Source organism: Bacillus sp. G1(2015b), assembly GCF_001482475.1.
Lineage (GTDB): Bacteria > Bacillota > Bacilli > Bacillales > Bacillaceae > Bacillus > Bacillus safensis.
Genome location: NZ_LKIC01000030.1, coordinates 1 through 22,610 on the forward strand (window position 1 = coordinate 1; position 22,610 = coordinate 22,610).

24 protein-coding genes and 1 pseudogene are annotated in these 22,610 nt (G+C 41.4%); 17 read left to right on the plus strand and 8 right to left on the minus strand.

The window, feature by feature from the left end:
* The 3 genes and pseudogenes from AMR95_RS19285 to hag (AMR95_RS16840) all read left to right on the plus strand — a co-directional run.
* Positions 1-348: pseudogene (locus AMR95_RS19285) on the plus strand (Kelch repeat-containing protein); the annotation flags it as partial.
* 230 nt (positions 349-578) lie between these two features.
* Positions 579-1,418 (plus strand): flagellin Hag, encoded by an 840-nt coding sequence (gene hag, locus AMR95_RS16835; RefSeq protein ID WP_058838923.1) that lies wholly within the window; start codon positions 579-581, stop codon positions 1,416-1,418.
* Between the two features lie 286 nt (positions 1,419-1,704).
* Positions 1,705-2,526 (plus strand): flagellin Hag, encoded by an 822-nt coding sequence (hag, locus tag AMR95_RS16840; RefSeq protein WP_024424967.1) that lies wholly within the window; start codon positions 1,705-1,707, stop codon positions 2,524-2,526.
* A 33-nt stretch (positions 2,527-2,559) separates the two neighbouring features.
* Here the strand turns inward: hag (AMR95_RS16840) and AMR95_RS16845 are convergent, their stop codons facing one another.
* Positions 2,560-4,032: an NAD(P)/FAD-dependent oxidoreductase gene (locus AMR95_RS16845; protein WP_058838924.1), complete on the minus strand. Its 1,473-nt coding sequence runs from the start codon at positions 4,030-4,032 to the stop codon at positions 2,560-2,562.
* Between the two features lie 217 nt (positions 4,033-4,249).
* Between AMR95_RS16845 and AMR95_RS16850 the strand changes: the two genes are divergently transcribed.
* Entirely contained in the window at positions 4,250-5,074 is an 825-nt protein-coding gene (locus tag AMR95_RS16850; protein ID WP_047203586.1) for a methyl-accepting chemotaxis protein, read from the plus strand.
* 36 nt (positions 5,075-5,110) lie between these two features.
* On the opposite strand, the gene AMR95_RS16855 is transcribed toward AMR95_RS16850, so the two are convergent.
* Complete coding sequence (locus AMR95_RS16855; RefSeq protein WP_039177928.1) at positions 5,111-5,482, minus strand: DUF5412 domain-containing protein; 372 nt, start codon at positions 5,480-5,482, stop codon at positions 5,111-5,113.
* A gap of 242 nt (positions 5,483-5,724) precedes the next feature.
* Here AMR95_RS16855 and AMR95_RS16860 point away from each other — a divergent pair, with 242 nt between their 5' ends.
* Complete coding sequence (locus tag AMR95_RS16860) at positions 5,725-6,348, plus strand: poly-gamma-glutamate hydrolase family protein (RefSeq protein ID WP_058838925.1); 624 nt, start codon at positions 5,725-5,727, stop codon at positions 6,346-6,348.
* A gap of 26 nt (positions 6,349-6,374) precedes the next feature.
* Here AMR95_RS16860 and AMR95_RS16865 read toward each other — a convergent pair whose 3' ends face one another.
* Positions 6,375-6,923: an ImmA/IrrE family metallo-endopeptidase gene (locus AMR95_RS16865; protein WP_024424963.1), complete on the minus strand. Its 549-nt coding sequence runs from the start codon at positions 6,921-6,923 to the stop codon at positions 6,375-6,377.
* Between the two features lie 309 nt (positions 6,924-7,232).
* Here AMR95_RS16865 and AMR95_RS16870 point away from each other — a divergent pair, with 309 nt between their 5' ends.
* Positions 7,233-8,132: an N-acetylmuramoyl-L-alanine amidase gene (locus AMR95_RS16870; RefSeq protein WP_039177933.1), complete on the plus strand. Its 900-nt coding sequence runs from the start codon at positions 7,233-7,235 to the stop codon at positions 8,130-8,132.
* Between the two features lie 218 nt (positions 8,133-8,350).
* On the opposite strand, the gene AMR95_RS16875 is transcribed toward AMR95_RS16870, so the two are convergent.
* The 5 genes from AMR95_RS16875 to AMR95_RS16895 all read right to left on the minus strand — a co-directional run bounded on the left by AMR95_RS16875 (position 8,351) and on the right by AMR95_RS16895 (position 11,709).
* Positions 8,351-8,521 (minus strand): type II toxin-antitoxin system SpoIISB family antitoxin, encoded by a 171-nt coding sequence (locus AMR95_RS16875; RefSeq protein ID WP_024424961.1) that lies wholly within the window; start codon positions 8,519-8,521, stop codon positions 8,351-8,353.
* Entirely contained in the window at positions 8,496-9,266 is a 771-nt protein-coding gene (locus tag AMR95_RS16880; RefSeq protein WP_058838926.1) for a type II toxin-antitoxin system SpoIISA family toxin, read from the minus strand. Before AMR95_RS16880 ends, AMR95_RS16875 begins: the two co-directional genes overlap by 26 nt.
* Before the next feature lie 146 nt (positions 9,267-9,412).
* Positions 9,413-10,411 carry an inorganic phosphate transporter gene (locus AMR95_RS16885; RefSeq protein ID WP_017359158.1) on the minus strand — a complete coding sequence of 333 codons (999 nt, stop codon included), beginning with the start codon at positions 10,409-10,411 and terminating at the stop codon, positions 9,413-9,415.
* Positions 10,412-10,426: 15 nt separating this feature from the next.
* Entirely contained in the window at positions 10,427-11,044 is a 618-nt protein-coding gene (locus AMR95_RS16890) for a DUF47 domain-containing protein (RefSeq protein ID WP_024426775.1), read from the minus strand.
* Positions 11,045-11,250: 206 nt separating this feature from the next.
* Complete coding sequence (locus AMR95_RS16895) at positions 11,251-11,709, minus strand: ASCH domain-containing protein (protein ID WP_058838927.1); 459 nt, start codon at positions 11,707-11,709, stop codon at positions 11,251-11,253.
* Positions 11,710-11,937: 228 nt separating this feature from the next.
* Here AMR95_RS16895 and ggt point away from each other — a divergent pair, with 228 nt between their 5' ends.
* The 11 genes from ggt to pdhA all read left to right on the plus strand — a co-directional run bounded on the left by ggt (position 11,938) and on the right by pdhA (position 22,599).
* Positions 11,938-13,689 carry a gamma-glutamyltransferase gene (gene ggt / locus AMR95_RS16900; protein WP_058838928.1) on the plus strand — a complete coding sequence of 584 codons (1,752 nt, stop codon included), beginning with the start codon at positions 11,938-11,940 and terminating at the stop codon, positions 13,687-13,689.
* Positions 13,690-13,949: 260 nt separating this feature from the next.
* On the plus strand, positions 13,950-14,987 hold the full coding sequence (locus AMR95_RS16905; RefSeq protein ID WP_058838929.1) for a sulfate ABC transporter substrate-binding protein: 1,038 nt from the start codon (positions 13,950-13,952) through the stop codon (positions 14,985-14,987).
* 11 nt (positions 14,988-14,998) lie between these two features.
* Positions 14,999-15,844 (plus strand): sulfate ABC transporter permease subunit CysT, encoded by an 846-nt coding sequence (gene cysT, locus AMR95_RS16910; protein WP_058838930.1) that lies wholly within the window; start codon positions 14,999-15,001, stop codon positions 15,842-15,844.
* 5 nt (positions 15,845-15,849) lie between these two features.
* Positions 15,850-16,719 carry a sulfate ABC transporter permease subunit CysW gene (gene cysW, locus AMR95_RS16915; protein ID WP_058838931.1) on the plus strand — a complete coding sequence of 290 codons (870 nt, stop codon included), beginning with the start codon at positions 15,850-15,852 and terminating at the stop codon, positions 16,717-16,719.
* Between the two features lie 15 nt (positions 16,720-16,734).
* Positions 16,735-17,466: a sulfate/molybdate ABC transporter ATP-binding protein gene (locus AMR95_RS16920; RefSeq protein ID WP_058838932.1), complete on the plus strand. Its 732-nt coding sequence runs from the start codon at positions 16,735-16,737 to the stop codon at positions 17,464-17,466.
* A gap of 240 nt (positions 17,467-17,706) precedes the next feature.
* Complete coding sequence (locus AMR95_RS16925; protein WP_058838933.1) at positions 17,707-18,174, plus strand: PTS sugar transporter subunit IIA; 468 nt, start codon at positions 17,707-17,709, stop codon at positions 18,172-18,174.
* Between the two features lie 53 nt (positions 18,175-18,227).
* Positions 18,228-19,601, plus strand: a complete 1,374-nt coding sequence (locus tag AMR95_RS16930) for a PTS galactitol transporter subunit IIC (protein ID WP_025093457.1) — start codon at positions 18,228-18,230, stop codon at positions 19,599-19,601.
* Positions 19,602-19,620: 19 nt separating this feature from the next.
* Entirely contained in the window at positions 19,621-19,899 is a 279-nt protein-coding gene (locus AMR95_RS16935; RefSeq protein ID WP_047203576.1) for a PTS sugar transporter subunit IIB, read from the plus strand.
* A gap of 61 nt (positions 19,900-19,960) precedes the next feature.
* Positions 19,961-20,407 (plus strand): hypothetical protein, encoded by a 447-nt coding sequence (locus AMR95_RS16940; protein WP_058838934.1) that lies wholly within the window; start codon positions 19,961-19,963, stop codon positions 20,405-20,407.
* Positions 20,404-21,435: an alcohol dehydrogenase catalytic domain-containing protein gene (locus AMR95_RS16945; RefSeq protein ID WP_058838935.1), complete on the plus strand. Its 1,032-nt coding sequence runs from the start codon at positions 20,404-20,406 to the stop codon at positions 21,433-21,435. The genes AMR95_RS16940 and AMR95_RS16945 overlap by 4 nt, the downstream gene beginning before the upstream one ends.
* A gap of 180 nt (positions 21,436-21,615) precedes the next feature.
* Positions 21,616-22,599: a pyruvate dehydrogenase (acetyl-transferring) E1 component subunit alpha gene (gene pdhA, locus AMR95_RS16950; RefSeq protein ID WP_039177954.1), complete on the plus strand. Its 984-nt coding sequence runs from the start codon at positions 21,616-21,618 to the stop codon at positions 22,597-22,599.
* The last annotated feature ends 11 nt before the right edge of the window (positions 22,600-22,610 follow it).

The window sequence follows — 22,610 nt, forward strand, 5'->3', positions numbered from 1 at the left end:
GACGGAACAAAGCCGGGTGATGGCACAACCGAAGAACCGAAAGATCAAGACGGGACAAAGCCGGGTGATGGCACAACCGAAGAACCGAAAGATCAAGACGGGACAAAACCTGGTGAAGAATCAACAAAAGGTATACTTTCAATTACCATGATAAACGGGCTGCAAAAGGATTATTTGCTTTCAATGAAAGAAATCAACGATTTTCTTAACTGGTACAAAGAAAGAAGTTTTGGAATTGGCATGAACTTCTATGAAATCAATGATGAACACAATAAAGGACCTTTCACAAGTAAGAAGGATTACGTGGTGTACCAAAATATATTAATGTTTGATATCAAGCAATACTGATATTCATAAATTGTAAAGCTGCTGATAAGAGATCAGCAGCTTTATTTTTATAGAATTCTCAAAGTTAGGATTAACGTCATGATAAAAATGCGATATTTTTTTAAAAATCTGCTAAACATCCTATAATCACGTCCGATAATAGAATTGTCAGGGTTGATAAGCCCTAGAATAACGGACTTTTTTCAGACAAGGACGTCTGTCAGGTCCCACATACATGGAGGTAATAGGAAATGAGAATTAACCACAATATCGCAGCACTTAACACATTAAACCGTTTGTCTGCAAACAACGGTGCGAGCCAAAAGAACATGGAGAAACTTTCTTCTGGTCTTAAAATCAACCGTGCAGGAGATGACGCTGCAGGTCTAGCAATCTCAGAAAAAATGCGTGGACAAATCCGCGGATTAGAAATGGCTTCTAAAAATTCACAAGATGGTATCTCTCTTATCCAAACAGCTGAGGGTGCATTGACTGAGACTCACTCAATCCTTCAACGTGTTCGTGAACTAACAGTTCAAGCGGGTAACACTGGTACTCAAGATGCAACAACAGATCTTAAAGCTATCCAAGATGAAATTGATAACCTTCTTGATGAGGTAGACGGAATTTCTGAACGTACAGCATTCAACGGTAAAAACCTTCTTGATGGTACTCAAACTAACGGATTCACTTTCCAAATTGGTGCTAACAAAACACAACAGCTGACAGTTCAAATTAGTGACATGAGTACTGCTGCTACTGGTCTTGATATGTTGAAAGCTGATTATGTTGTAACAACTGCTACAACAGCTAATACAGATGCTCTATTAGACAAAGTAGATGCTGCAATCAATAAAGTATCTTCTGAGCGTGGTAAACTCGGAGCGGTTCAAAACCGTCTAGAGCACACAATCAACAACCTTGGTGCTTCTTCTGAAAACTTAACAGCTGCTGAGTCTCGTATCCGTGACGTTGACATGGCGAAAGAAATGAGTGAGTTCACGAAGAACAACATTCTTTCTCAAGCGTCTCAAGCAATGCTTGCACAAGCGAACCAACAGCCACAAAACGTACTTCAATTACTACGTTAATGACAGGCCCCTTTATGGGGCTTTTTTTTATGTTCTTTTCTTCGCGTTTTCTCCAGTCTTATGATTCTTAAATCCCTCTGATAAATCATGAAAAATGACCTTTAAATTTGGCATACTCTAGCGAAACGATCATATTGAATGAGACTTTATCCTTATTTATTCCTTTTTTGTTAAACATATTCCATTTAAGTTCGATAAATGGATTGTAAGGCTTACAAAAAAATTCTAATTTAGAACTTTTGGATAAGGACGTCCAATTGGTTCAAACACATGGAGGTTATTTAACATGAGAATTAACCACAATATCGCAGCACTTAACACACTGAACCGTTTGTCTGCAAACAATGGAGCAGGGCAAAAGAACATGGAAAAGCTTTCTTCTGGTCTTCGAATCAACCGTGCAGGAGATGACGCAGCAGGTCTTGCCATCTCTGAAAAAATGCGTGGACAAATCCGCGGATTAGAAATGGCGTCTAAAAACGCACAAGATGGTATTTCTCTTATTCAAACAGCTGAGGGTGCATTAACTGAAACACATGCGATTCTTCAACGTATGCGTGAATTGACAGTTCAAGCGGGTAACGTTGGTACTCAACAAACAGAAGATTTAACAGCTATTCAAGAAGAACTCGATGCTTTGGTTGAGGAAATTGATGGTATTTCTCAGCGTACAGCATTTAACGGAAAGCAACTGTTGGATGGTACTGTTGAGGATGGATTCCAATTTCAAATTGGAGCGAACATTGAGCAAAATATCAATGTAAAGATTGGTAAAATGGACGCTGAAACATTGACTGTCAAAGATATTAAAGTAAATGAAGAAGGCTTTAACTTTGACACTGAAGTAGCAAAAATCGACGTAGCAATCGGCGCTGTATCTAAACAGCGTTCAGCTCTTGGTGCAGTCCAAAACCGTCTAGAGCACACAATCAACAACCTTGGTGCTTCTGCTGAAAACTTAACAGCTGCTGAGTCTCGTATCCGTGACGTTGACATGGCGAAAGAAATGAGTGAGTTCACAAAGAACAACATTCTTTCTCAAGCATCTCAAGCAATGTTAGCACAAGCAAACCAACAGCCACAAAACGTACTTCAATTATTACGTTAATGAAAAAGCCCCATTAAAGGGGCTTTTTTTAGTTCAATCAAATGACAGCAAGTGCTCTAGACGAAAGTCAGGAACCGCTTCATGGAAAAAAGCTCGGTTGCCTTCATCGTTCTTTTGATCCCATTGCTTCCACCATTCGGCTGTTTCTCCAGAGGGGTCAGCTTGAATCATGTCGTGCAGCTGTTCTAAGTTGATGATTTCTCTCGGTTCTGTTAAGAAAGAATGCATTCGGTGATACACCTCAAGACGTTCAGGCTGTTTTGTGACAATGGCGTATTGTACGTAGCGATTTAAAAATTCTTGTACGAACGTCAAGTGGGGTATGGTTGTTTCTCCTTTTAACTCGACACCGTCCCAAGCCATATCAGCAATTGCACAAAGCCACCAGCCAAGATCACTCGCTTGCTGCATTTGTTTTAATGTGTCCTTTTCAAAAGAGACTCGCTCATTGTTTTGTGCTTGTTTGAGCATACGGTCAAGTGTTTGAGCTTCAAGAGCTGCTTTGGTCATGCCCTGCCCATGAATGGGGTCTAACGTACACAAGGAATCGCCCATCACCAATAATCCACTTGGCCAATCCTGCATGTGTTCATAGTGATGTCTTACGCAAGAAGGGACTCTAAATCCTTTTGGATTTGTAAAGGGCGTTAAATGGGTGATGACTTCTGCTATCGCGGGATCGCTCAGTACAGCGGTTTCTGAGTCAAACTGATCAGCATCCGTTGTTGGATAATGTGAACCGCCGGCTGCAGAAAGAAGCACAGCTACTAAATCATGATCTACCCGTTCAAACAGTCCTGTCGGGATTTGCTTGTCTGGCTGGCCAACTACAACCATTGATTGCAGGGGTGGCGCACCTGATGGTATTTGATAGTATCTTGTGCTGTAGCCTAGAAACACACTTAACTCATCAGTCTGTGGTAAGGTGAGTCCAGCGTCTTTCAGCCATTTTGGCAATTTAGACTTTCTTCCAGACGTATCAATTACTAAGTCCGCTTTCATTTCATGAATGCTGCCAGGCTTTACTTGCCGGTCCTTCACGATAAGCCCCATGACTTGATTAGTTCCCTCTTTAAACTGAAGGGAGATGGCTTCATGTTTTTCTAAAAACTGCACGCGTTCTTCTGTTACCATTCTTTGCATCAATACCCACTCTAGCATTGCGCGTCTTGTGACGGCGGTTTCTTCTCTATCAGTGAGTGTTAATTCGCCATCTTTTGTAATGAATCGAGAGGTTTGATGCATGGTATTAAATCCGCCCATTGCCAGTAACTCTTTTGTATAACCAGGAAATAGCCGTTCAACGATTTGCTTGCCAAGTGGCAGCATTCTATGTGGATGAAAGGCTTGAGGAGTGCCGAGACGATTCTCTGGAGAGTCCGGCAGTTCATCCTTTTCAATAATCAATACTTGATGATAAAACGTTGATAAAACTTTTGCAGCGAGCATCCCGGTGATACCTCCGCCAATGACGATTGCCCGCTCATATTTCATGGGTTGTGTCACAACATGCGCCTCCATTGAATACACAAAATGGTTACATGACCATTTCATCATATGTTGATTCATTAATTATAGCAAATTTCCGCTTGAATATAGAAAGGAAACGCACTTCTTTTTACTCGTAAATATGAAGAATTTCTTCAATCATCATTATTATTTTTAAAAAGTAACTATTAATTTAAGAAGAACGACCGATAAACTATATAAGGGGGTAGAGAAATTGGATATACTACAGAGTATTGTGACAGCAGCACCTTATATGATGCAGATTTTAAAAAACGAAGTGACGATGGGTGTCATTGATCGAGAGAAATTTTTGCTGTATTTGCCATCGAAAGATGTAGATTTTCAAATTCGTGCTGGAGAACTTATTAAACCAGATGATTTAAATATGAAAAAAGCGCTTAGAGGTGAGACATCAAGTATGTTTGTGCCTGAATCGGTTTACGGAATACCGTTAAATGCAATGGGGCTGCCAATTTTTGATGAAAATCAACAAGTGATCGGCGCACTCGCTTTAGGTTTTCCGCTTAAAAATCAATTAGAGCTTGAAGCATATATGGAGTCATTAAATGACATCATTCATAGTATTCAAGAAAAGGTGCATGTGGTGGCGGCGCATTCAGAGGAGCTTTCTGCGACAAGTGAGGAAATGACCTTACAAACGCAGCAAACACTTGAAAGCTCGAAAAAAACATCCGATATTACAAAGATGATTAAAGGGATTTCGAAACAAACGAGTTTGCTAGGATTGAATGCGTCAATCGAAGCAGCCAGGGCAGGAAAAGAAGGGGCTGGTTTTAGTGTTGTAGCCAGTGAGGTTCAAAAGCTTTCAAGTGAAACTTCACGTGCAACAGAAAATATCGAAAGCTCTTTGCAAGGAATTTCCTCCAATATACATACATTACTTGAGAGTATGGGACATATGAAAGGTTCATCAGCAGAGCAGGCTTTACTTGTAACAGAGTTTAGTGAAATTGTGGAACGACTGACAATCGTAAGTAAAGAAATGAAAGAATTTATGCAGCATGTGATGTCAACGTAAAAAACGAATCCAAGAGGGATTCGTTTTTTTAATACGCTATTTTCTTTTGTTCCGATCAAAGCGATAATCGTATGTTTCACCCTTTACCACATTTAAAAATTCATGCCCGATTTGAACAAGCTGTCCATTTTTCCATTTGATGAGGGGGTCTTTATCAGGGTATTTCCAGTAAATCGTTTTCTTTCGGTGGGTGAGCTTGTTTTCAATTTCTGCTCTAACTGCGTTCTCCTTTAGTTTCCCTCCGCTATGTCGATAGGTGTTGATGATATATGTTCCGTCTGGTGATGTCATCGAGCGGATAAAGGTTCCGTGAGATACGCCTTGAAGAGAAAAGCATTTCCAGTAAATGATGCCAGCGAAGCTAAGGAATAAGATAACAAGGGTGATGGTGGTTTTCTTTTTTAACATGAATTCCTCCAGATGTAGATCACAATATTTCTAATTTATGAGAGAGAATGCAAAAAGATTCATATAGTCCAAAAGTTCTATTCATTTCAATTATCGGTCATTTTTTCTCAAAATTCAACAGATAGCCGTAAAGATAAGGAAAATTTAAGGATGTTTTATGTTGATAGGTCATTCGAAATCCCTTTACAAAAGAATTTAAGATCAGTAGACTTATGCTCATATAGAGAAATGGGGAAGATGGAATGACGCAAATCATTGATACATATCAAAGTTATGAAGAGCTTTCCGCTCATGAAAGAGAAGGAATCGATTATCAAATTCTTCACGAGCGGAAAGGTGACCAGCTTTTGGTTTTATCCCCTCATGCCGGAGGAATTGAATCTGGCGTGAGTGAGCTCATTCATGAAATCGCAAGTAATCAGTCTATGTATTTATTTGAAGGCCTTAAAGTGAAAGGCAATCATGTGCTTCACATTACAAGCACACGTTTCGATGAGCCGGTCTGCCTTTCTCTAGTGCATACCCATCATTACACGTTTGCGCTCCATGGCTACGGGGAAACGGAGATGCTTCAAACATTAGTGGGCGGGACAGACAGAGAAAGAGCGGCGGAAACAGTGAAACGTTTAACGCTTAATGGCTTCCAAGCAGTGCTGCTATCTGAATCTGATCGTTATTCTGGAACACATCCTCACAATATCAATAATCAATGTCTGACGGGAAAAAGTGTACAACTTGAAATCAGTCAGGCGCAAAGAAGAGCATTCTTTCAAGACTTCAGACGGCGCTATCGCCGCGAAACGCAAAATGAGCAATTTTATCGGTACACAAATGTACTCAAGCAAGTATTAAACCTGTATGAATAAACGCCTGTTCCCCTATGCAGAGAGGCTTACGTTTGATAAACAGCTTCTTTTTCCGCGACCTTTTCGGCTTTCATTAAATAAGATGTAAACTCTTGTTGGAAGCGAATGCCGGCTTTCCGTTGTTCGAATAAGGCAAGCCGCTTTTCAGCAAAAGCCCAGGTGACGTGAAATGTTTGCGCAATGTGTAAAATGGCTTGCTGCCGAAGGTTTGGAAGCTTCATTTGCATCAGCATAAAGGTCGGTACACAAAAGTGATACATAAATTGTTTAGCCTGAAACTCTTGCAGTTCTCGAAAGAGTTTGTGCATCTTGAAATGATTGCCTGCATGCTTGAGCACATGACAAAGCTCGTGGGCAAAATCCTGCCATTGTTCCTCTGATGATAGAGATCTGTTTAATATAATACTGTAAAGACCTTGATGTTTGATCATCATGCTGCCAGTATCCTCATAGTGGACCCATACATGAAATTCAGAAGCGATCCTTTGCATGTCTCTATAAGCAGGACCGCTTATTTGTAGTTTGGCATATAACCGTTTAATCTCTTCTTCTAAATGGGTTAAAAATCCAGTCATTTAAAAACCTCCAAGCAAACGTATGTTCTATTTTTGACGTAAAAGAAAAGTCCATATAGGACTAAATAGCTAATTGAGCTATTGCTTACTTTTATTATCGGCTTATTTTTAACAATTTTAACATAAAATCAAGGAAAAATGGAATTAATTCCTGTTTTTTTCTTCATTTTTACGTTTTCCACTACTAAAATGAGTGATTGAATTCAAATTTTACCATAGTCTTATCACTAAAACAAACTCATGTTGTCTTACGAACGCCACCAATTGATGAGAAAGATCAATTCAATCTAGCAAAAGGGAGTGCAGAACATGGTAGAAATTTATCAAGATTTTATTCCAGTTGGAAACGGAAACCGCCCAGGATACGCCATGACACCGATGTATGTGACGGTGCATAACACAGCAAACACATCAAAAGGAGCGGATGCGAAAAGTCATGCGGCATATGTGAAACGCCCAACGACAGAGGTGAGCTGGCACTTTACAGTGGATGATCATGAAATTTTTCAGCATCTGCCGTTAAATGAAAATGGCTGGCATGCAGGGGACGGACAAGGCAATGGTAATCGAAAGTCGATCGGCATTGAAATTTGTGAAAATGAAGATGGGAATTTCCAGCAAGCGGTCAAACATGCGCAATGGCTCATCCAAAAGCTGCTGAAAGAACATAACATTCCACTAGCTAACGTGGTTACACATCAGCACTGGTCTGGAAAAGCATGTCCACGCCTGCTTCTTGCTACATGGGATGAATTTAAAAAAGGAATTGAAACGGCAGGAGACCCTGAGACGGTCATCACGTATGTCGTCAAAAGCGGGGATACGTTAACGAGTATTGCTAAAGCTCATGACGTCACAGTTCAGGATCTACAGAAGTGGAATAACATTAGCGACCCGAACAAGATTCAAATTGGACAGGTTCTTAAAATTTATCGAAATGATGGAAAAATGATGTATGAGCTGCCGGATGGGATTTTAAAGGTGACTTCGCCTCTAACGAAGGGAGAGCACGTACGCCTCGTCCAAAAAGCGCTTGCTGCCGTTTATTTTTATCCTGATAAATCGGCTGCAGATAAAGGCATCGATGGTGTTTACGGAGAAAAAACGGCGAATGCCGTGGCACGCTTTCAGCTGGTGAACGGTCTGACAAGTGATGGGGTATACGGTCCTAAAACGAAGGAAAAGCTGCTTAAACTATTAAATCAGTGAGTGTTTCTGTTTGTATGATTGGATGGCTGTTTCACTTTTTTCAATTAATCGCCTAGTATATGGGGATGGCTGATATTCGGCAAACTGAACATACCTTAGTTGTTTGATTTTCTTTTTCATTTTGGCACCTCAATCGTTGCAGCGTATAGTGTATTGTATGCAAGTCTATGTAAAAATGGAATCAGGACGCGGATTTCGTTCCGCGTCCTTTAGTGTAATCAAGCCTTTTTATTTTTATACTCATCCAGAAGCTGTTCATTCTTTTTAAAAATTCGCTCAGTATGGGGGCTTACCTTATAATCGGCCATACTGATATGGCGTTTTTTCTTTAAAATTTTAAAAGGGTTTTTCTTAGGATTGTTGTTATCCCCTTGAAGTGCGTGGTCCATCTTCATCACCTTCCTCTTCGTCAGGCAAGATTAGGTCATAAATTGTTGTAAGTGATGTCATTAATAAATAGTCGAACTCCGTGACAATCTCATCGGAGGTGAGCTTAATGACAAAATGAGCATCTGCTACAGAAAATGGGATGAGCACCAAATGACCGAAATCATCATAATATACTTCCTGCCTGTCAAGCTTCGCCTGAATGAGAGCCCGCTGGTCAAGTGTCCGAAGCAGGTCATCTTTTTGTTCCTGCGTATCGTATGGACAAAGCACCGCTTGAATATTCATCTTGTCGGCAAAAGAATAAATTAGCCGCTCAATTCCCTCTATATATGCCCCTACACTTCCATAATATACATGGATCGGTTCATTTTTCAATAGGTATTGGTACGTTTTTAGTTTATTAAGGTAAGAATGAAGCAGATCGTTATTTTGTTCAAGGAGTTGATGGGTGTCGGTTTCCAGCTCATGATTTCCGAGTTTCTTAATATAGGAGCTAAGAAAGATGAAAGCATCGGTTAATGCGAAAAAAACGGCAATGATCAAGTAGTGCATCCAATCAGTGAAGATAGAAGAAGGATCATTTGTCCAGTACACGACAGCACCCGCTACATAAATCCAATACCACGTTTTACGAATGGCAAACATCTTTTCTTTTACTTTTTGTTCAAAGCGCCATACCGCAAATACATACACAGCAAGAGCACCTAGCAATAACCATACAGTCAATTGAAAAAATAATAGCATGTTCTTCTCTCCCATAGACAGATGAATACTTGTTTATTTCTATGGATATGATTGGAAACCCTGCTTCATGAAAAAATGTCCTGCGGGGAAAGGATATTTAAGTGTGCAGACAAATAAAAAAAGACCTGTCAGACAGGTCTTTGAAATTAGAGAATCGCATTTAACACAAAGTATATAAGAGCTCCTAGAGTTCCTGAAATCGGTAATGTAATCACCCAAGTGACAAGCATACGTTTTGCCGTACCCCAGTTTACCCCTTTGACTCTGTGTGCAGAACCTACACCTAGAATAGAAGATGAGATCACGTGAGTGGTACTAACAGGTAAGTGAATAAACGTCGCACCGAAGATAATAGCTGCACCCGTTAAGTCGGCAGATACTCCGTTTACTGGACGAATTTTCATAATTTTACCGCCGACTGTTTTGATAATCTTCCAGCCGCCAATAGAAGTACCGAGTCCCATTGCAAGCGCACAAGAGAATTGTACCCAGAAAGGAATGTCGTCTGTTGTATGCAAATTACCTGCAATTAAAGCCATCGTAATAATTCCCATCGCTTTTTGCGCATCGTTTGTTCCATGGGTATACGATTGCAGTGCAGCCGTTAAAATTTGAACACGTCGGAATTGTTTATTTGTTTTTGCGAGATTGTTGTTTCTAAATATAATTTTGATAATGGTATACACGATATATCCCAATACGAAAGCTAGGATAGGTGAAAGCAAAAGGGCTTGAATGATTTTAATGAATCCCGAATAGTTTAAAGCGCCAAAACCAGCAGAGGCAATAACCGCTCCTGCAATTGATCCGATTAGTGCATGTGAAGAACTACTCGGAATCCCGTAATACCAAGTAAGCAAGTTCCATGTGATGGCGGCAATTAAAGCAGCCAAGATCACAACAGAGCCGTTTTGAAGTGTAAATGGATCTGCGATATCTTTTGTAATGGATTTTGCCACACCTGTAAATGTCATTGCTCCTAAGAAGTTCATGAACGCTGCCATGATAATTGCATGTCTAGGCTTTAATGCCTTCGTTGAAACTGAAGTCGCAATGGCATTTGCTGTATCGTGGAACCCGTTAATGAAATCAAAAGCAAGTGCACAAATGACAATAAGTATGGTAAGGATGAGTAATGTGTCCATGTTTAACTAACCCCGTTACGCATTCTTCATAATGATTGTTTCTAGATTGTTGGCAACACTTTGACAGGAATCAGCGATTTCTTCAAGTGTTTCGTAAATTTCTTTGTATTGAATCACCTTAATTGGATCTGTTTCTTTTCCAAACAAGTTCTTTAATGATTTACGATGAAGATTGTCACAATTATGTTCAATCTCTTTAATCTTGATTGCGTGCGGATGAATATCTTTCAAGCGATTTTCAGCTAGTAAATCAATTGTGATTAAAATTTCTTTCGCACACTCTCTGATGTAGTGGCTGAATTTGTCGATATGTTCGTCAGAGCTTGTGATTGAGTAAATTTCTAATGTTGCGGAAAAATGCTCAATTCCATCTAAAACATCATCGAGGCTATTCGTTAATTGAAGAATGTCTTCACGTTCAATCGGTGTAATAAAGGCTTTGTTCAGCTCTTTAATCATGGTATGAACATGATTATCACCTTTTGTCTCATATTCCTTCAATGTGTCAGAAAATTCTTTCAGAGTGGTTTGATTTGTTACTTTATAGCTAACAAAATACTCAGCAGTTTCATCTAAATTTTTAGCAATTTCCGTTAACAAGACGGAAAACTTGTCTTTTTTCCTTTTTAACATGTAAAAACCCTCCATTGTATAAATGAGACAATGCACACATCAAATAATTATATATTCTTTTGTCGAAAAAAAACAGGTGTAGTCGAAAATTTCTTCACTTTTTCTATTTGATCTTATTCTGACCTAAAGATGTGATCTCAACACACCTTTTTCTAAAAGGGGAAAAGCAACGAAAAAAGCGGGCCATTTTTGGCACCGCTTATAGGCTAAGAAGCCGAATGAATCAGCTTAAACCTTTCACAAACAAGAAGCATATCCTCTTTGAAATCTAATCCGTATGATTGGAGTGCTTCTGTGAAAAATTCTTTATGTTCTCTATACCAATAGTCATAAGATAAATCGCCTTCACCTTCTGCTTTTGCAAATGATTCGGGGACTTCATTCATTGGCATGACATCTACATCTGTAATTTCAATGATGGCTTTTGGCTCTTCCTGGCTATCCAAAATGACCGCATATTGTCCGGGTTTTGGAAGCGGCACATGTTCCTTTTCATAAAACAGGTGACCAGAACAAGTGGCTGTTTTCTTTCCTTGCTTGACAAGATCAAGTAAATGATCTGGATCTGATCCGAATGCCCACGCCGATACAAATGCGTCAGCGGGTGCTTGTTCTGATTTCTCTTTCCAATAGTCTTCCCAAAATAATCTGCTTTTGTTGTTCACCGTTTTTTCCCCCTCTTTGTTGTATTTATTATACCTTGAACCCGAATCGTTGGAAATGCTGTGTCTTTATTCCTAATGATCGAGTGCGTCATATGTTTTGAAAAACAATGTCCGATTTGGGAAAAGTAGGATGATAGGATGAAAATTTTTGAAATTTTAGAATAATCTATTGTATTCTGGTCAAGAAGTCGGTAAGGTCAAAGTAAGAATATGGAAGGGGTGTTGTTCATGAAACGCATTTCTCTAACTGTTTTGTCCATATGTCTGTTTGTTTTCTCGTTTTTTCTGCCTGTCAGCCAAGTCAATGCGAACGAATCTCATGGGAGTAAAGTAGCTGTTGGTAAAGATGGCATGGTGGCTACTGCTCACCCGCTGGCATCAGAAGTAGGTGCTGATGTATTGAAGAAAGGTGGAAACGCAGTGGATGCTGCTGTTGCCATCCAGTACGCACTGAATGTGACAGAGCCAATGATGTCTGGAATTGGCGGCGGTGGTTTTATGATGGTTTATGATGGAAAGACAAAAGAAACATCCATCATCAATAGTAGAGAACGAGCACCACAGGGCGCAACACCTGACATGTTTTTAACGGACGAGGGAAAAGTCATCCCATTTGCTGAGCGGTCTACACACGGTAATGCGGTTGGTGTTCCAGGGACAGTAAAAGGTCTCGAGGCAGCATTGGATAAGTGGGGGACCCGTTCGATGAAGGAATTGATTGAGCCTTCCATTCAGCTTGCAGAGGATGGATTTGAAATCGATTCTGTTCTGGCACAAGCCATTGAAGATCATCAAGGAAAGCTGAAAAAAACGGCTGCAGCGCCAATCTTTCTTCCAGATGATCAGCCGCTCAAAGAAGGCGATCTGCTTGTACAGCCAGGTCTTGCTAAAACATTTAAGCTCATTGCGAAAAAAGGAAGTAAAGCATTTTATGAAGGAAAAGTAGCAAAGGCACTTGCAAATACAGTCCAAGATTTTGGCGGAACGATGACAACTGATGACATTGGTCGTTATGAGGTCAAGACTGACAAGCCTATCTGGGGGGACTATAAAGGATACCAGCTTGCAAGTATGCCTCCACCAAGCTCAGGCGGTGTGTTTATGCTGCAAATACTCAAAATACTAGATCACTTCAATCTATCACAATATGACCCCAAATCATTCGAAAAATATCAGCTGCTTGCTGAAACAATGCATCTCTCCTATGCTGACCGTGCTGCATATGCAGGCGACCCCGAATTCGTAGATGTTCCACTAAAAGGACTACTAGACGATGATTACATTTCAAAAAGAGCTTCTCTCATTCAATTAGATCAAATGAACAAAAACCCGAAAGAAGGAGATCCATGGGCTTATGAGGATGAAAAAAATCCATCCCCGATTGTCCCGCAGCCAGAAGATAAAACCATTGGTGAGACCACTCATTTTACTGTTGCCGATCAGTGGGGAAATGTCGTGTCATTCACAACAACCATTGAACAGTTATTTGGTACAGGGATTCTTGTTCCGGAATATGGCTTTTTCTTAAACAATGAACTAACAGATTTTGACGCAAGACCAGGCGGAGCAAATGAAGTCCAGCCGAATAAACGTCCATTATCCAGTATGACCCCGACGATCATATTCAAAGATAACGAGCCGGTCATGACTGTGGGCTCACCTGGAGGAACGACCATTATTGCGTCTGTTTCACAAACCATCCTAAACTTGCTTGAATACGACATGGAGCTTCAAGATGCCGTGGAAGAGCCGCGGATATATACAAACAGTCCAACTTCTTACCGTTACGAAGTAGGAGTTCCCCTTGATGTGAGAACGAAGCTAAATGATATGGGTCACCGTTTTGGCAGTTCGCCTATTGATATAGGAAATGTGCAAGCCTTACTCATTGATCGAAAAGCAGGGACTTTTACTGGAGTTGCTGACTCCTCGAGAAACGGAACCGCTGTTGGTGTCAATTTAAAGCTATCTGCCGATTAAAACCATTTCCCGGGAAAAGAAGCGCCTCTGCAAGATGGCGTTTCTTTTTTTGTTTAATTAAAAAACAGAGTTGACACCTGTGAATAGTTTGAATAATATATAGACTAACATCAATCATACATAGCTGATCGGACAACCGAAGGCTCTTGGCAATTTGAAGTACAGGACTGTAATGTATTTCAGGTGGCTAAGGGTCTTTTTTGCGTATGAAACGGCAAGGTTGGTGTCACTATTATTTGATAACAGGGGAGCGGGATAACGTGAAAAAGTGGAAATGGGTCTCGGTTGTAACTATCGTAGTGGTCTTGGCTGTGACGAGTGCTGCGTGCTCAAACGCAAACGAATCCTCAAAGCAAAAGGGGAAGGGTGAGCTGTTAAATGTTTCGTATGATCCTACACGTGAATTGTATCAGGAATACAATCAAGCCTTTCAGACGTATTGGAAAGACAAAACAGGTGAGGATGTCACGATCAAGCAGTCTCACGGTGGATCAGGAAAGCAGGGAAGATCGATTATTGATGGACTCGAGGCAGATGTGGCAACGCTGGCTTTAGGGTATGACATTGATGCGATTGCAGATCGCGGACTGCTTTCGAAAGATTGGCAAAAAGAATTTCCAAATCAGTCAACTCCGTATACATCGACCATTGTGTTTCTTGTGAAGAAAGGGAACCCCAAAAATATTAAAGACTGGGACGACTTGATTAAACCAGGTGTGTCCATCATTACACCAAATCCGAAAACGTCCGGGGGTGCGAGATGGAATTACTTAGCTGCATGGGCCTATGCCGATAAAACATTTCATGGGAATGAAGACAAAACAAAGGATTTTGTCAAAAAGCTATATGAACATGTCGAAGTCCTTGATTCAGGTGCACGCGGGGCCACAACGACCTTTGTTGAACGCGGTCTTGGAGATGTGTTAATTGCATGGGAAAATGAAGCCTATTTAACACAGCACGAACTAGGCAAAGACAAATTTGAGATTGTCACCCCATCAATCAGTATTCTAGCAGAGCCGCCTGTTGCGGTCGTCGATCAAAATGTGAAACGTAAAGGAACAGAGAAAGTGGCAAAGGCTTATTTAGATTATTTATATTCTAAAAAAGGGCAGGAAATTGCGGCGAAAAACTATTATCGTCCTAGAAATCAAGAAGTCTTAAACAAATATAAAGACCAGTTTAAAAAGATTGATATGGTGACGATTGATCAAGCGTTTGGCGGGTGGAGAAAGGCGCAGAAAAGATTTTTTGATGATGGCGGCTTATTTGATCAAATATACAGCGGACAAAAATAGGGGGCGATGTGATGAAGAAAACACATGCAGCCGCCAATAAAAGAAAACGTATATTGCCTGGATTTGGGCTGAGCCTTGGGGTGACGCTCGTTTATGTAAGTTCGATTGTCGTCATTCCTTTATCCATGGTATTTATTTGGACGGCTTCATTAGGAGCAGAGGGGATTTGGAAGGTGTTTACCGATGCAAGAGTATTGAAGTCGCTCCAGCTGACCGTGACGACTTCCTTTGCAGCTGCTCTCATCAATGCAGGGTTTGGTGTACTGATTGCCTGGGTTCTCGCCAGGTATACATTTCCCGGAAAGAAAATTTTAGATGCTCTCATCGATTTGCCTTTTGCGCTCCCAACGGCTGTTGCGGGTATTGCCCTCACCACCCTTTATTCTCCAAATGGGTGGATTGGTCAATTTCTGCATTTAAAGGTGGCATACACACCGATTGGGATTATTCTGGCACTTATTTTTATCGGCATACCATTCGTTATCCGAACCGTCCAGCCTGTGATAGAAGGGCTGCAGCAGGAAGTGGAAGAGGCTGCGGCGACTCTTGGTGCGACAAGGAGACAGACCTTTTTTTACGTGCTGCTCCCAGCCTTGTTTCCTGCGGTGATGACTGGATTTTCACTTGCGTTTGCAAGAGCACTAGGGGAATATGGCTCTGTTGTGTTTATTGCTGGAAATATTCCGTTTAAAACAGAAATTACACCGCTGATGATCATGTCCAAGCTTGAACAATATGATTATCATGGTGCAGCAGCGATTGCATGCTTGATGCTGCTTCTTTCGTTTTTCATCCTGTTATTGATTCACGGCATTCAGTGGTATGTTGAGCGGAAAAAACAAGTATACGTGAGGTGAAACCATTGGAGAGAGAGCTTAGTCATCGGAGCCATGTTCAGTATAAAAGTCCTGTAACCGAATCTAAAGCGGTGAAAATCCTATTGATTACGGTGGTGTACGCTTTTTTGATTTTATTTTTACTCATACCGCTGATCGCCGTGTTTTCAAAGGCCTTTGAGAAAGGGTGGAGTTCATACCTTCTGGCCATCTCACATCCAGATACACTAGCGGCAATCAAATTGACCGTTTTCATTGTCGTCGTCACCTTGCCGCTTCAAATGATCTTCGGGGTGAGTGCTGCATGGCTTATCACAAAATTTAACTTCCGCGGCAAACGTTTGTTAACAACTGTGATTGACCTCCCGTTTGCCGTTTCGCCTGTGATTGCTGGACTTGTATTTGTGCTTTTATTTGGTTCAAACGGGCTTTTAGGACCTTGGCTTATGGAGAATGGATGGAAAGTCATTTATTCTGTACCAGGCATGATTCTAGCAACCATATTCGTTACATTTCCGTTTATTGCTAGAGAATTAATCCCGTTTATGCAGCATGAAGGCATTCATGAGGAGGAAGCATCACTCACACTTGGTGCAAACGGATGGAAGACTTTTTTCCTTGTGACACTCCCAAATATCAAATGGGCTCTTTTTTACGGCGTTATTTTAGCCGGGGCAAGAGCGATTGGTGAATTTGGTGCTGTGTCGGTTGTATCAGGTCATATTCGAGGGATGACCAATACGATGCCGCTTCATATCGAAATTTTATACAATGAGTACCAATTTCAAGCCGCTTTTGCTGTGGCGTCTCTTATGGCATTTGTGGCAGTCATTACTTTAATCATTAAACAAATCATTCAGCAGAGGGATCACCGGCTTGGCAAGCGGTCAACATAAATGGAGGGATCGGCCTTGGGGATTACAGCAAAACAAATATCAAAACAATTTGGTCAGACAAAGGTTTTGCAAAACGTGGATTTATCGATAAGAAATGGTGAATTGATTTCTTTATTAGGACCATCTGGCTCTGGAAAGACGACGTTATTAAGAATCATTGCAGGTCTTGATTACGCCAATAACGGGCAAGTTTTATTCGGAGATCAGGATTACACACACATTCCAGTACGAAAACGGCAAATCGGTTTTGTGTTTCAGCAATATGCACTTTTTCGAAATATGACGGTTTTTGATAATGTGGCATATGGGCTGAAAATTAAACCTAGAGGAGAAAGACTGTCTAAAAAAGACATCAAAGAGCGGGTGCATGAGCTTTTAGAGGTTGTTCAGCTCACACAGTATGAGCAGCGTTATCCAGAGCAGCTGTCAGGCGGACAAAAGCAGCGTGTAGCACTGGCACGAGCACTTGCCGTTCAGCCGAAGGCACTCCTCTTAGATGAACCCTTTGGCGCTCTTGATACAAAGGTAAGGAAAGAATTAAGGCATTGGCTGAAAAAAGTTCATCGTGACTTTCAAATGACCACTATTTTTGTGACACATGATCAAGAAGAAGCATTCGATATTGCTGATCGTGTCGTGGTGATGAATGAAGGAAGAATCGAAAAAATTGGCACAAAGGAAGAAATGGCAGTACAGACAGACAATCTATTTGTATCTGAATTTTTAGATATAGGAAGCCACATTTAACAAGAAGTATAGAAGGCGAGTAGAGAAAGACGCAGTGATCACTGCGTCTTTTTTTTATAAAAATTTCCCTAGGAACATTGACTTATAATTTCGAATATTATAATATCTTTACAAAGGTAACAACATTGAACATTTTTCAGAACGCATAATTGTAAGCGCTTTATAAAAGGTTCTTTTCTAAAATGTTCATTCTTTTTGTTACATGTGTTCATATTTATACCAAATGAAAGGGGTGGTTGTTTGAATAACTTGTTTGAGTTAAATGAACAACTGATTACGCTGCAGTTCGAAGCATCTTCGAGAGAGGAGGTGACGACATACTTAGCAGATAGGTTAGAAGCTGGAGGGTACATTAAATCGAGCTATTTACCTGCAGTGCTTGAAAGAGAAAAAACATATCCTACAGGTCTCCCGCTAGCAACTTTTGGGGTAGCGATTCCGCATACAGATCCTGAGCATGTGAACAAACCGGCGATTAGTGTTGCTACATTAAAGGAACCTGTCGTGTTTCATAAGATGGGGAGCCCCGATGAAACAGTGCAAGCCAAAATTGTGTTTGTCCTAGCAATCTCTGAGCCTAGCAAACAGCTTGTGATGCTCGAGAAGCTGATGACACTTTTTAGAAAAGAAGAAGTGATGACAAAGCTGTCTCACATGACCTCTTATGAAGAAGCGGCTCACTTGCTTCAACAAGAGCTAAACCAATAATCATTCATGAAATAATGTAAGCGCTTTATCTGAAAAATTCAGGAGGTGGATGTATGATCAAGCAAGCCGTCGATTTTATATTAGACCTTGGACCAACTATTATGCTCCCGATTATTATGACGCTTTTCGGTATGATTTTAAGACAGGGCTTTAAGAAATCTTTCCGAGCCGGTATTACGATCGGAATTGGATTTGTCGGTGTCAATCTTGTCATTAATTTGCTCGTGAGCGGTCTTGGGCCAGCAGCGAAAGCTATGGTTAATTCCCTTGGACTAAAGCTCGACATTTTGGATGTTGGATGGCCGATTGGCGCTGCCATATCCTTTGGTACACCTGTTGCCCCGCTCATGATTCCTCTTGTGCTTTTGTTAAATGTGATTTTATTGTCCGTAAACTTCACGAAAACACTGAATGTGGATATTTGGAACTTCTGGCATTTAATTTTCGCAGCCTCTGTTACTTACTACGCTTATCATAATATGTTCTTGGCTCTTGCTGTTGGCTTGATTGTTTCTGCGATCACGCTTAAATTAGCCGATTGGACAGCGCCGACAATCGAACACCATTTTGGATTAAAAGGCGTATCGATGGCTCATGCTGAAACGGTCAACTTCGCACCGCTGATGTATGCGTCCAACCGCGTCATTGATAAAATTCCTGGTTTAAACAAAATTCATGCTGATCCAGAAACATTAAAGAAACGCTTTGGCATCTTTGGCGAACCGCTTGTGATGGGTCTCATACTTGGTATCATTATTGGTCTTCTCGGCGGCTATGATGCAAAAGGCGTGATGACACTCGGGATTCAAATGGCAGCAGTTCTTGTCTTAATGCCAAGAATGGTTGCGTTATTAATGGAAGGACTCATTCCAATCTCTGAGGGCGCTCGTTCTTATATTCAAAAGCGTTTCCCAGGGAAAAATGTCTATATTGGTTTAGATACAGCGATTGTCATTGGTCATCCAGCGAATATGGCGGTAGCCCTTTTAATGGTGCCGATTACGATTTTGCTCGCTGTTGTTTTGCCTTACAATGGAATGCTTCCGTTTGCTGACTTATCGGTTCTGCCATTTACAGTTGTCTGGGCAGTAGCAGCCGCTCGTGGAAATATTATTCGCGGCCTTATTAACAGTATTTTTACATTAATGATTGTCTTCTTTATCGCAACGAACCTTGCACCGCTTGCAACGACCATGGGGAAAGCCGTCGGCTTTGATTTCCCAGAAGGGGCAAACATGATTTCAGGTATTGACCTTGGTTCTCACGTCATTCCTTGGATCATGGTGAGACTTCTTGATCCGAGCAACCCTTACTTTATTGCAGCCATCATCTGTGCTCTGGCTTATGCGCTTCTATGGTACTGGGTGCGAAATGATATTAAAAAGCAGTATGCAAAAGAAATGGGCTTAGATCAGAAAGAACAATAAATGAGCTGGAGGGATTCTAATGGCGAAGAAAATATTAGTATCATGCGGAACGGCAGTTGCAACATCAACGGTTGTGGCTAAAAAGGTAGAAGAGACGTTAAAGGAAAAAGGATATGATGTCGTGGTGGAACAATGTAAGGCATCTGAAGTCCCGCAAAAAGCAGAGGGCGCCGATTTAATTGTGACAACAACGCCTGTGAGTGATACAAAAGGGACACCTGTGATTCAAACATTATCCTTTTTAACTGGATTTGGCATTGAAGATGATATCGAGAAAATCATAGAGCATATCAAGTAGAGGGCTATTTTCTGGAGGAGCTTTCGCGGCTCCTTCTAGTGATTTGAAAGGAGGAAGTCTCATGCAGCATCATGCTTATAGCCGAACGTCTGCAGTGTTGTCTATTTTTCTTCCGGCTGTGCTCATCTCTCTGTTTTTTCTCTGGTCTCTTTATACGTTATGGTCAGCAGGACCTGAGCCGTTAGCTGTGTTAGGCGTTTATACACTGCCGATTCTCATGCTGTCTAGTATCACAGGACTGAACCAGCCGACAAATGTCGTCATTAGTGAAGATCAACTGAAGATAGGGGCTTTTGGCAGATGGCACACATATGCAGTGTCTGATATTAAAGGAAAGCTTTTTTTAAAGCCATATCCTCATATTGGAAAAGTCTATGTCAGGGTGGGACCAGCCCGGATATTCGGAGGGCGTTACTGGATATCAAGTGAGATGAGTGAGTACAAGCAGCTTGTTCAAACGTTACAGGATTTTGCGAAGGGTGATGAAAAGGAGGATGCCGCTACATGAAATCAGCTGTCTTTTATTCTTCAGAGGACATTCGGTATGAGGAGCGGAACCGGCCAGTCATCGGTGATGATGAAGTTCTGTTAAAGCTGCGTGCCTGCGGCTTATGTGGAACAGATATTTATAAAGCAACGCATGAGACAGTCCCTCCTGGAACGGTGCTAGGACATGAAATCGCTGGTGATGTTGTCGAGACCGGCACACGCGTGACAAATGTCCAGACGGGAGACAGGGTCTATGTGGCGCATCATGTGCCTTGTTTCACCTGTGACTTTTGTCAAAAGGGATTCTATACGATGTGTCCGCAGTTTACAGCCACAAATGTAGAGCCGGGAGGGTTTTCAGAATATATCCGTATACCTGCTTTGCATGTCAAGCACACGATGGGCAAGCTTCCAAAAGACGTATCCTATGAGCAAGGGGCGATGGTAGAACCCGTTGCCTGCTGCCTGCACGGGTTTGAACGAGCACCTGTTCATCCAGGAGATTCCGTCTTGATCCTTGGAGCGGGGCAAATTGGCTGTATTCAATTGCAGCTTGCCAAATATTATTTAGCTGGAAAAGTGATGATAACAGATGTGAATGAGAACAGGCTGCTGCGTGCGAGAAGTTTAGGTGCAGATGCCGCTTTTCATCCAGCAGCTGAGCCAGTGGAAAACCGGGTGATGAAAGAAACAGATGGTAAGGGAGCAGACCTCGTTATTATTTCTGTTGGGAGCAGTGCGCTTTTAAAAGAGGCGTTTCAAGCTGTAGCGCGAGGCGGGACGATTTTGGTTTTTGCTCATTTTCCAAAGGGAGATGTGGCCATTCCTGCTGAACGATTTTTCAATGATGAAGTGAAGGTAGTAGGAGCCTATTCATCGCATCCATATCATTATCGTGAAGCCCTTGAGCTTCTGAAAGCAAAAGTGGTCAACACTGAAAAGATGGTGACGCACCGTTATCCGTTAAGCCAGCTGCTTCAGGCGATAGAATGCGCAAGGAATCCTGAGGGTGAGAGCGTCAAAATCATGATGTATCCAGATGAATGAGTGTAGGAGATTAAAAGAGAAAGAGAAGTTCTTTGGAAAAGGGCTTTGCCTTTCTCTTTTTTTCTGACAAAAGATGAAAACGCTTAAAAATGAGAGAGAAATGCTTGACTTCGATGACACTTAAACGTATGATAATTACAAATGTAACACACAAGAACAAATGTAAAGGGGAGAGAAGAAATGCAAAAACAAATCACTTTGCCTGAACAGATTAGTCATGAGAAATTAGCAGATTTATATAAACAAATGTGGTTAGTGAGATATTTTGATGAAAAGGTCGATCAATTCTTTGCAAAAGGACTTATCCATGGCACCACTCATTTATGTGTTGGGCAGGAAGCATCAGCTGTTGGATCGATTGCCGTATTAAAAGATAAAGATAAGATCGTCAGCACACACCGAGGACATGGTCACTGTATTGCAAAAGGGGCCGAGGTCAATAAAATGATGGCTGAATTGTTTGGACGTGAAACCGGCTATTGCAAAGGTAAAGGCGGCTCCATGCATATCGCGGACTTAGAAAAAGGAAACCTTGGGGCAAATGGAATCGTTGGCGGCGGTATCCCGCTGGCAACAGGTGCAGCGCTCACATCTAAAATGAAGCAGGAAGGCTTTGTTGTTCTTTGTTTCTTTGGAGATGGTGCCACAAATGAAGGCAGCTTCCATGAAGCTTTAAACCTTGCATCCATTTGGGATTTACCGGTTGTGTTTATTTGTGAAAACAACCAGTACGGCATGTCTGGTCCTGTGAAAGAAATGATCAACATTGAAGATATTTCAACAAGAGCAGAAAGCTACGGAATGCCAGGGAAAACGGTTGATGGAAATGACATGGTCGAAATTATGAACACAGTTGATGAAGCAGTCAGCCGTGCGAGAGCGGGAGAAGGCCCATCACTTATTGAAATGAAAACGTACCGCTGGAAGGGTCACTCTAAGAGTGATGCGAAAAAATACCGTACACGTGAAGAAGAGACAGAGTGGAGACAAAAAGACGGCATCAAACGCTTTAAGTCTCTCTTGATTGAACTGAATGTTTTGACAGAAGAGCAGGCAGCAAGCTTACAGGAAGAAGCGAAGCAGGAAATTGAAGCGTCTGTAGAATTCGCCAAAAACAGTAAAGAACCGTCAATCGACACACTATTAGAGGATGTATACGCCTAATTAGGAGGGGA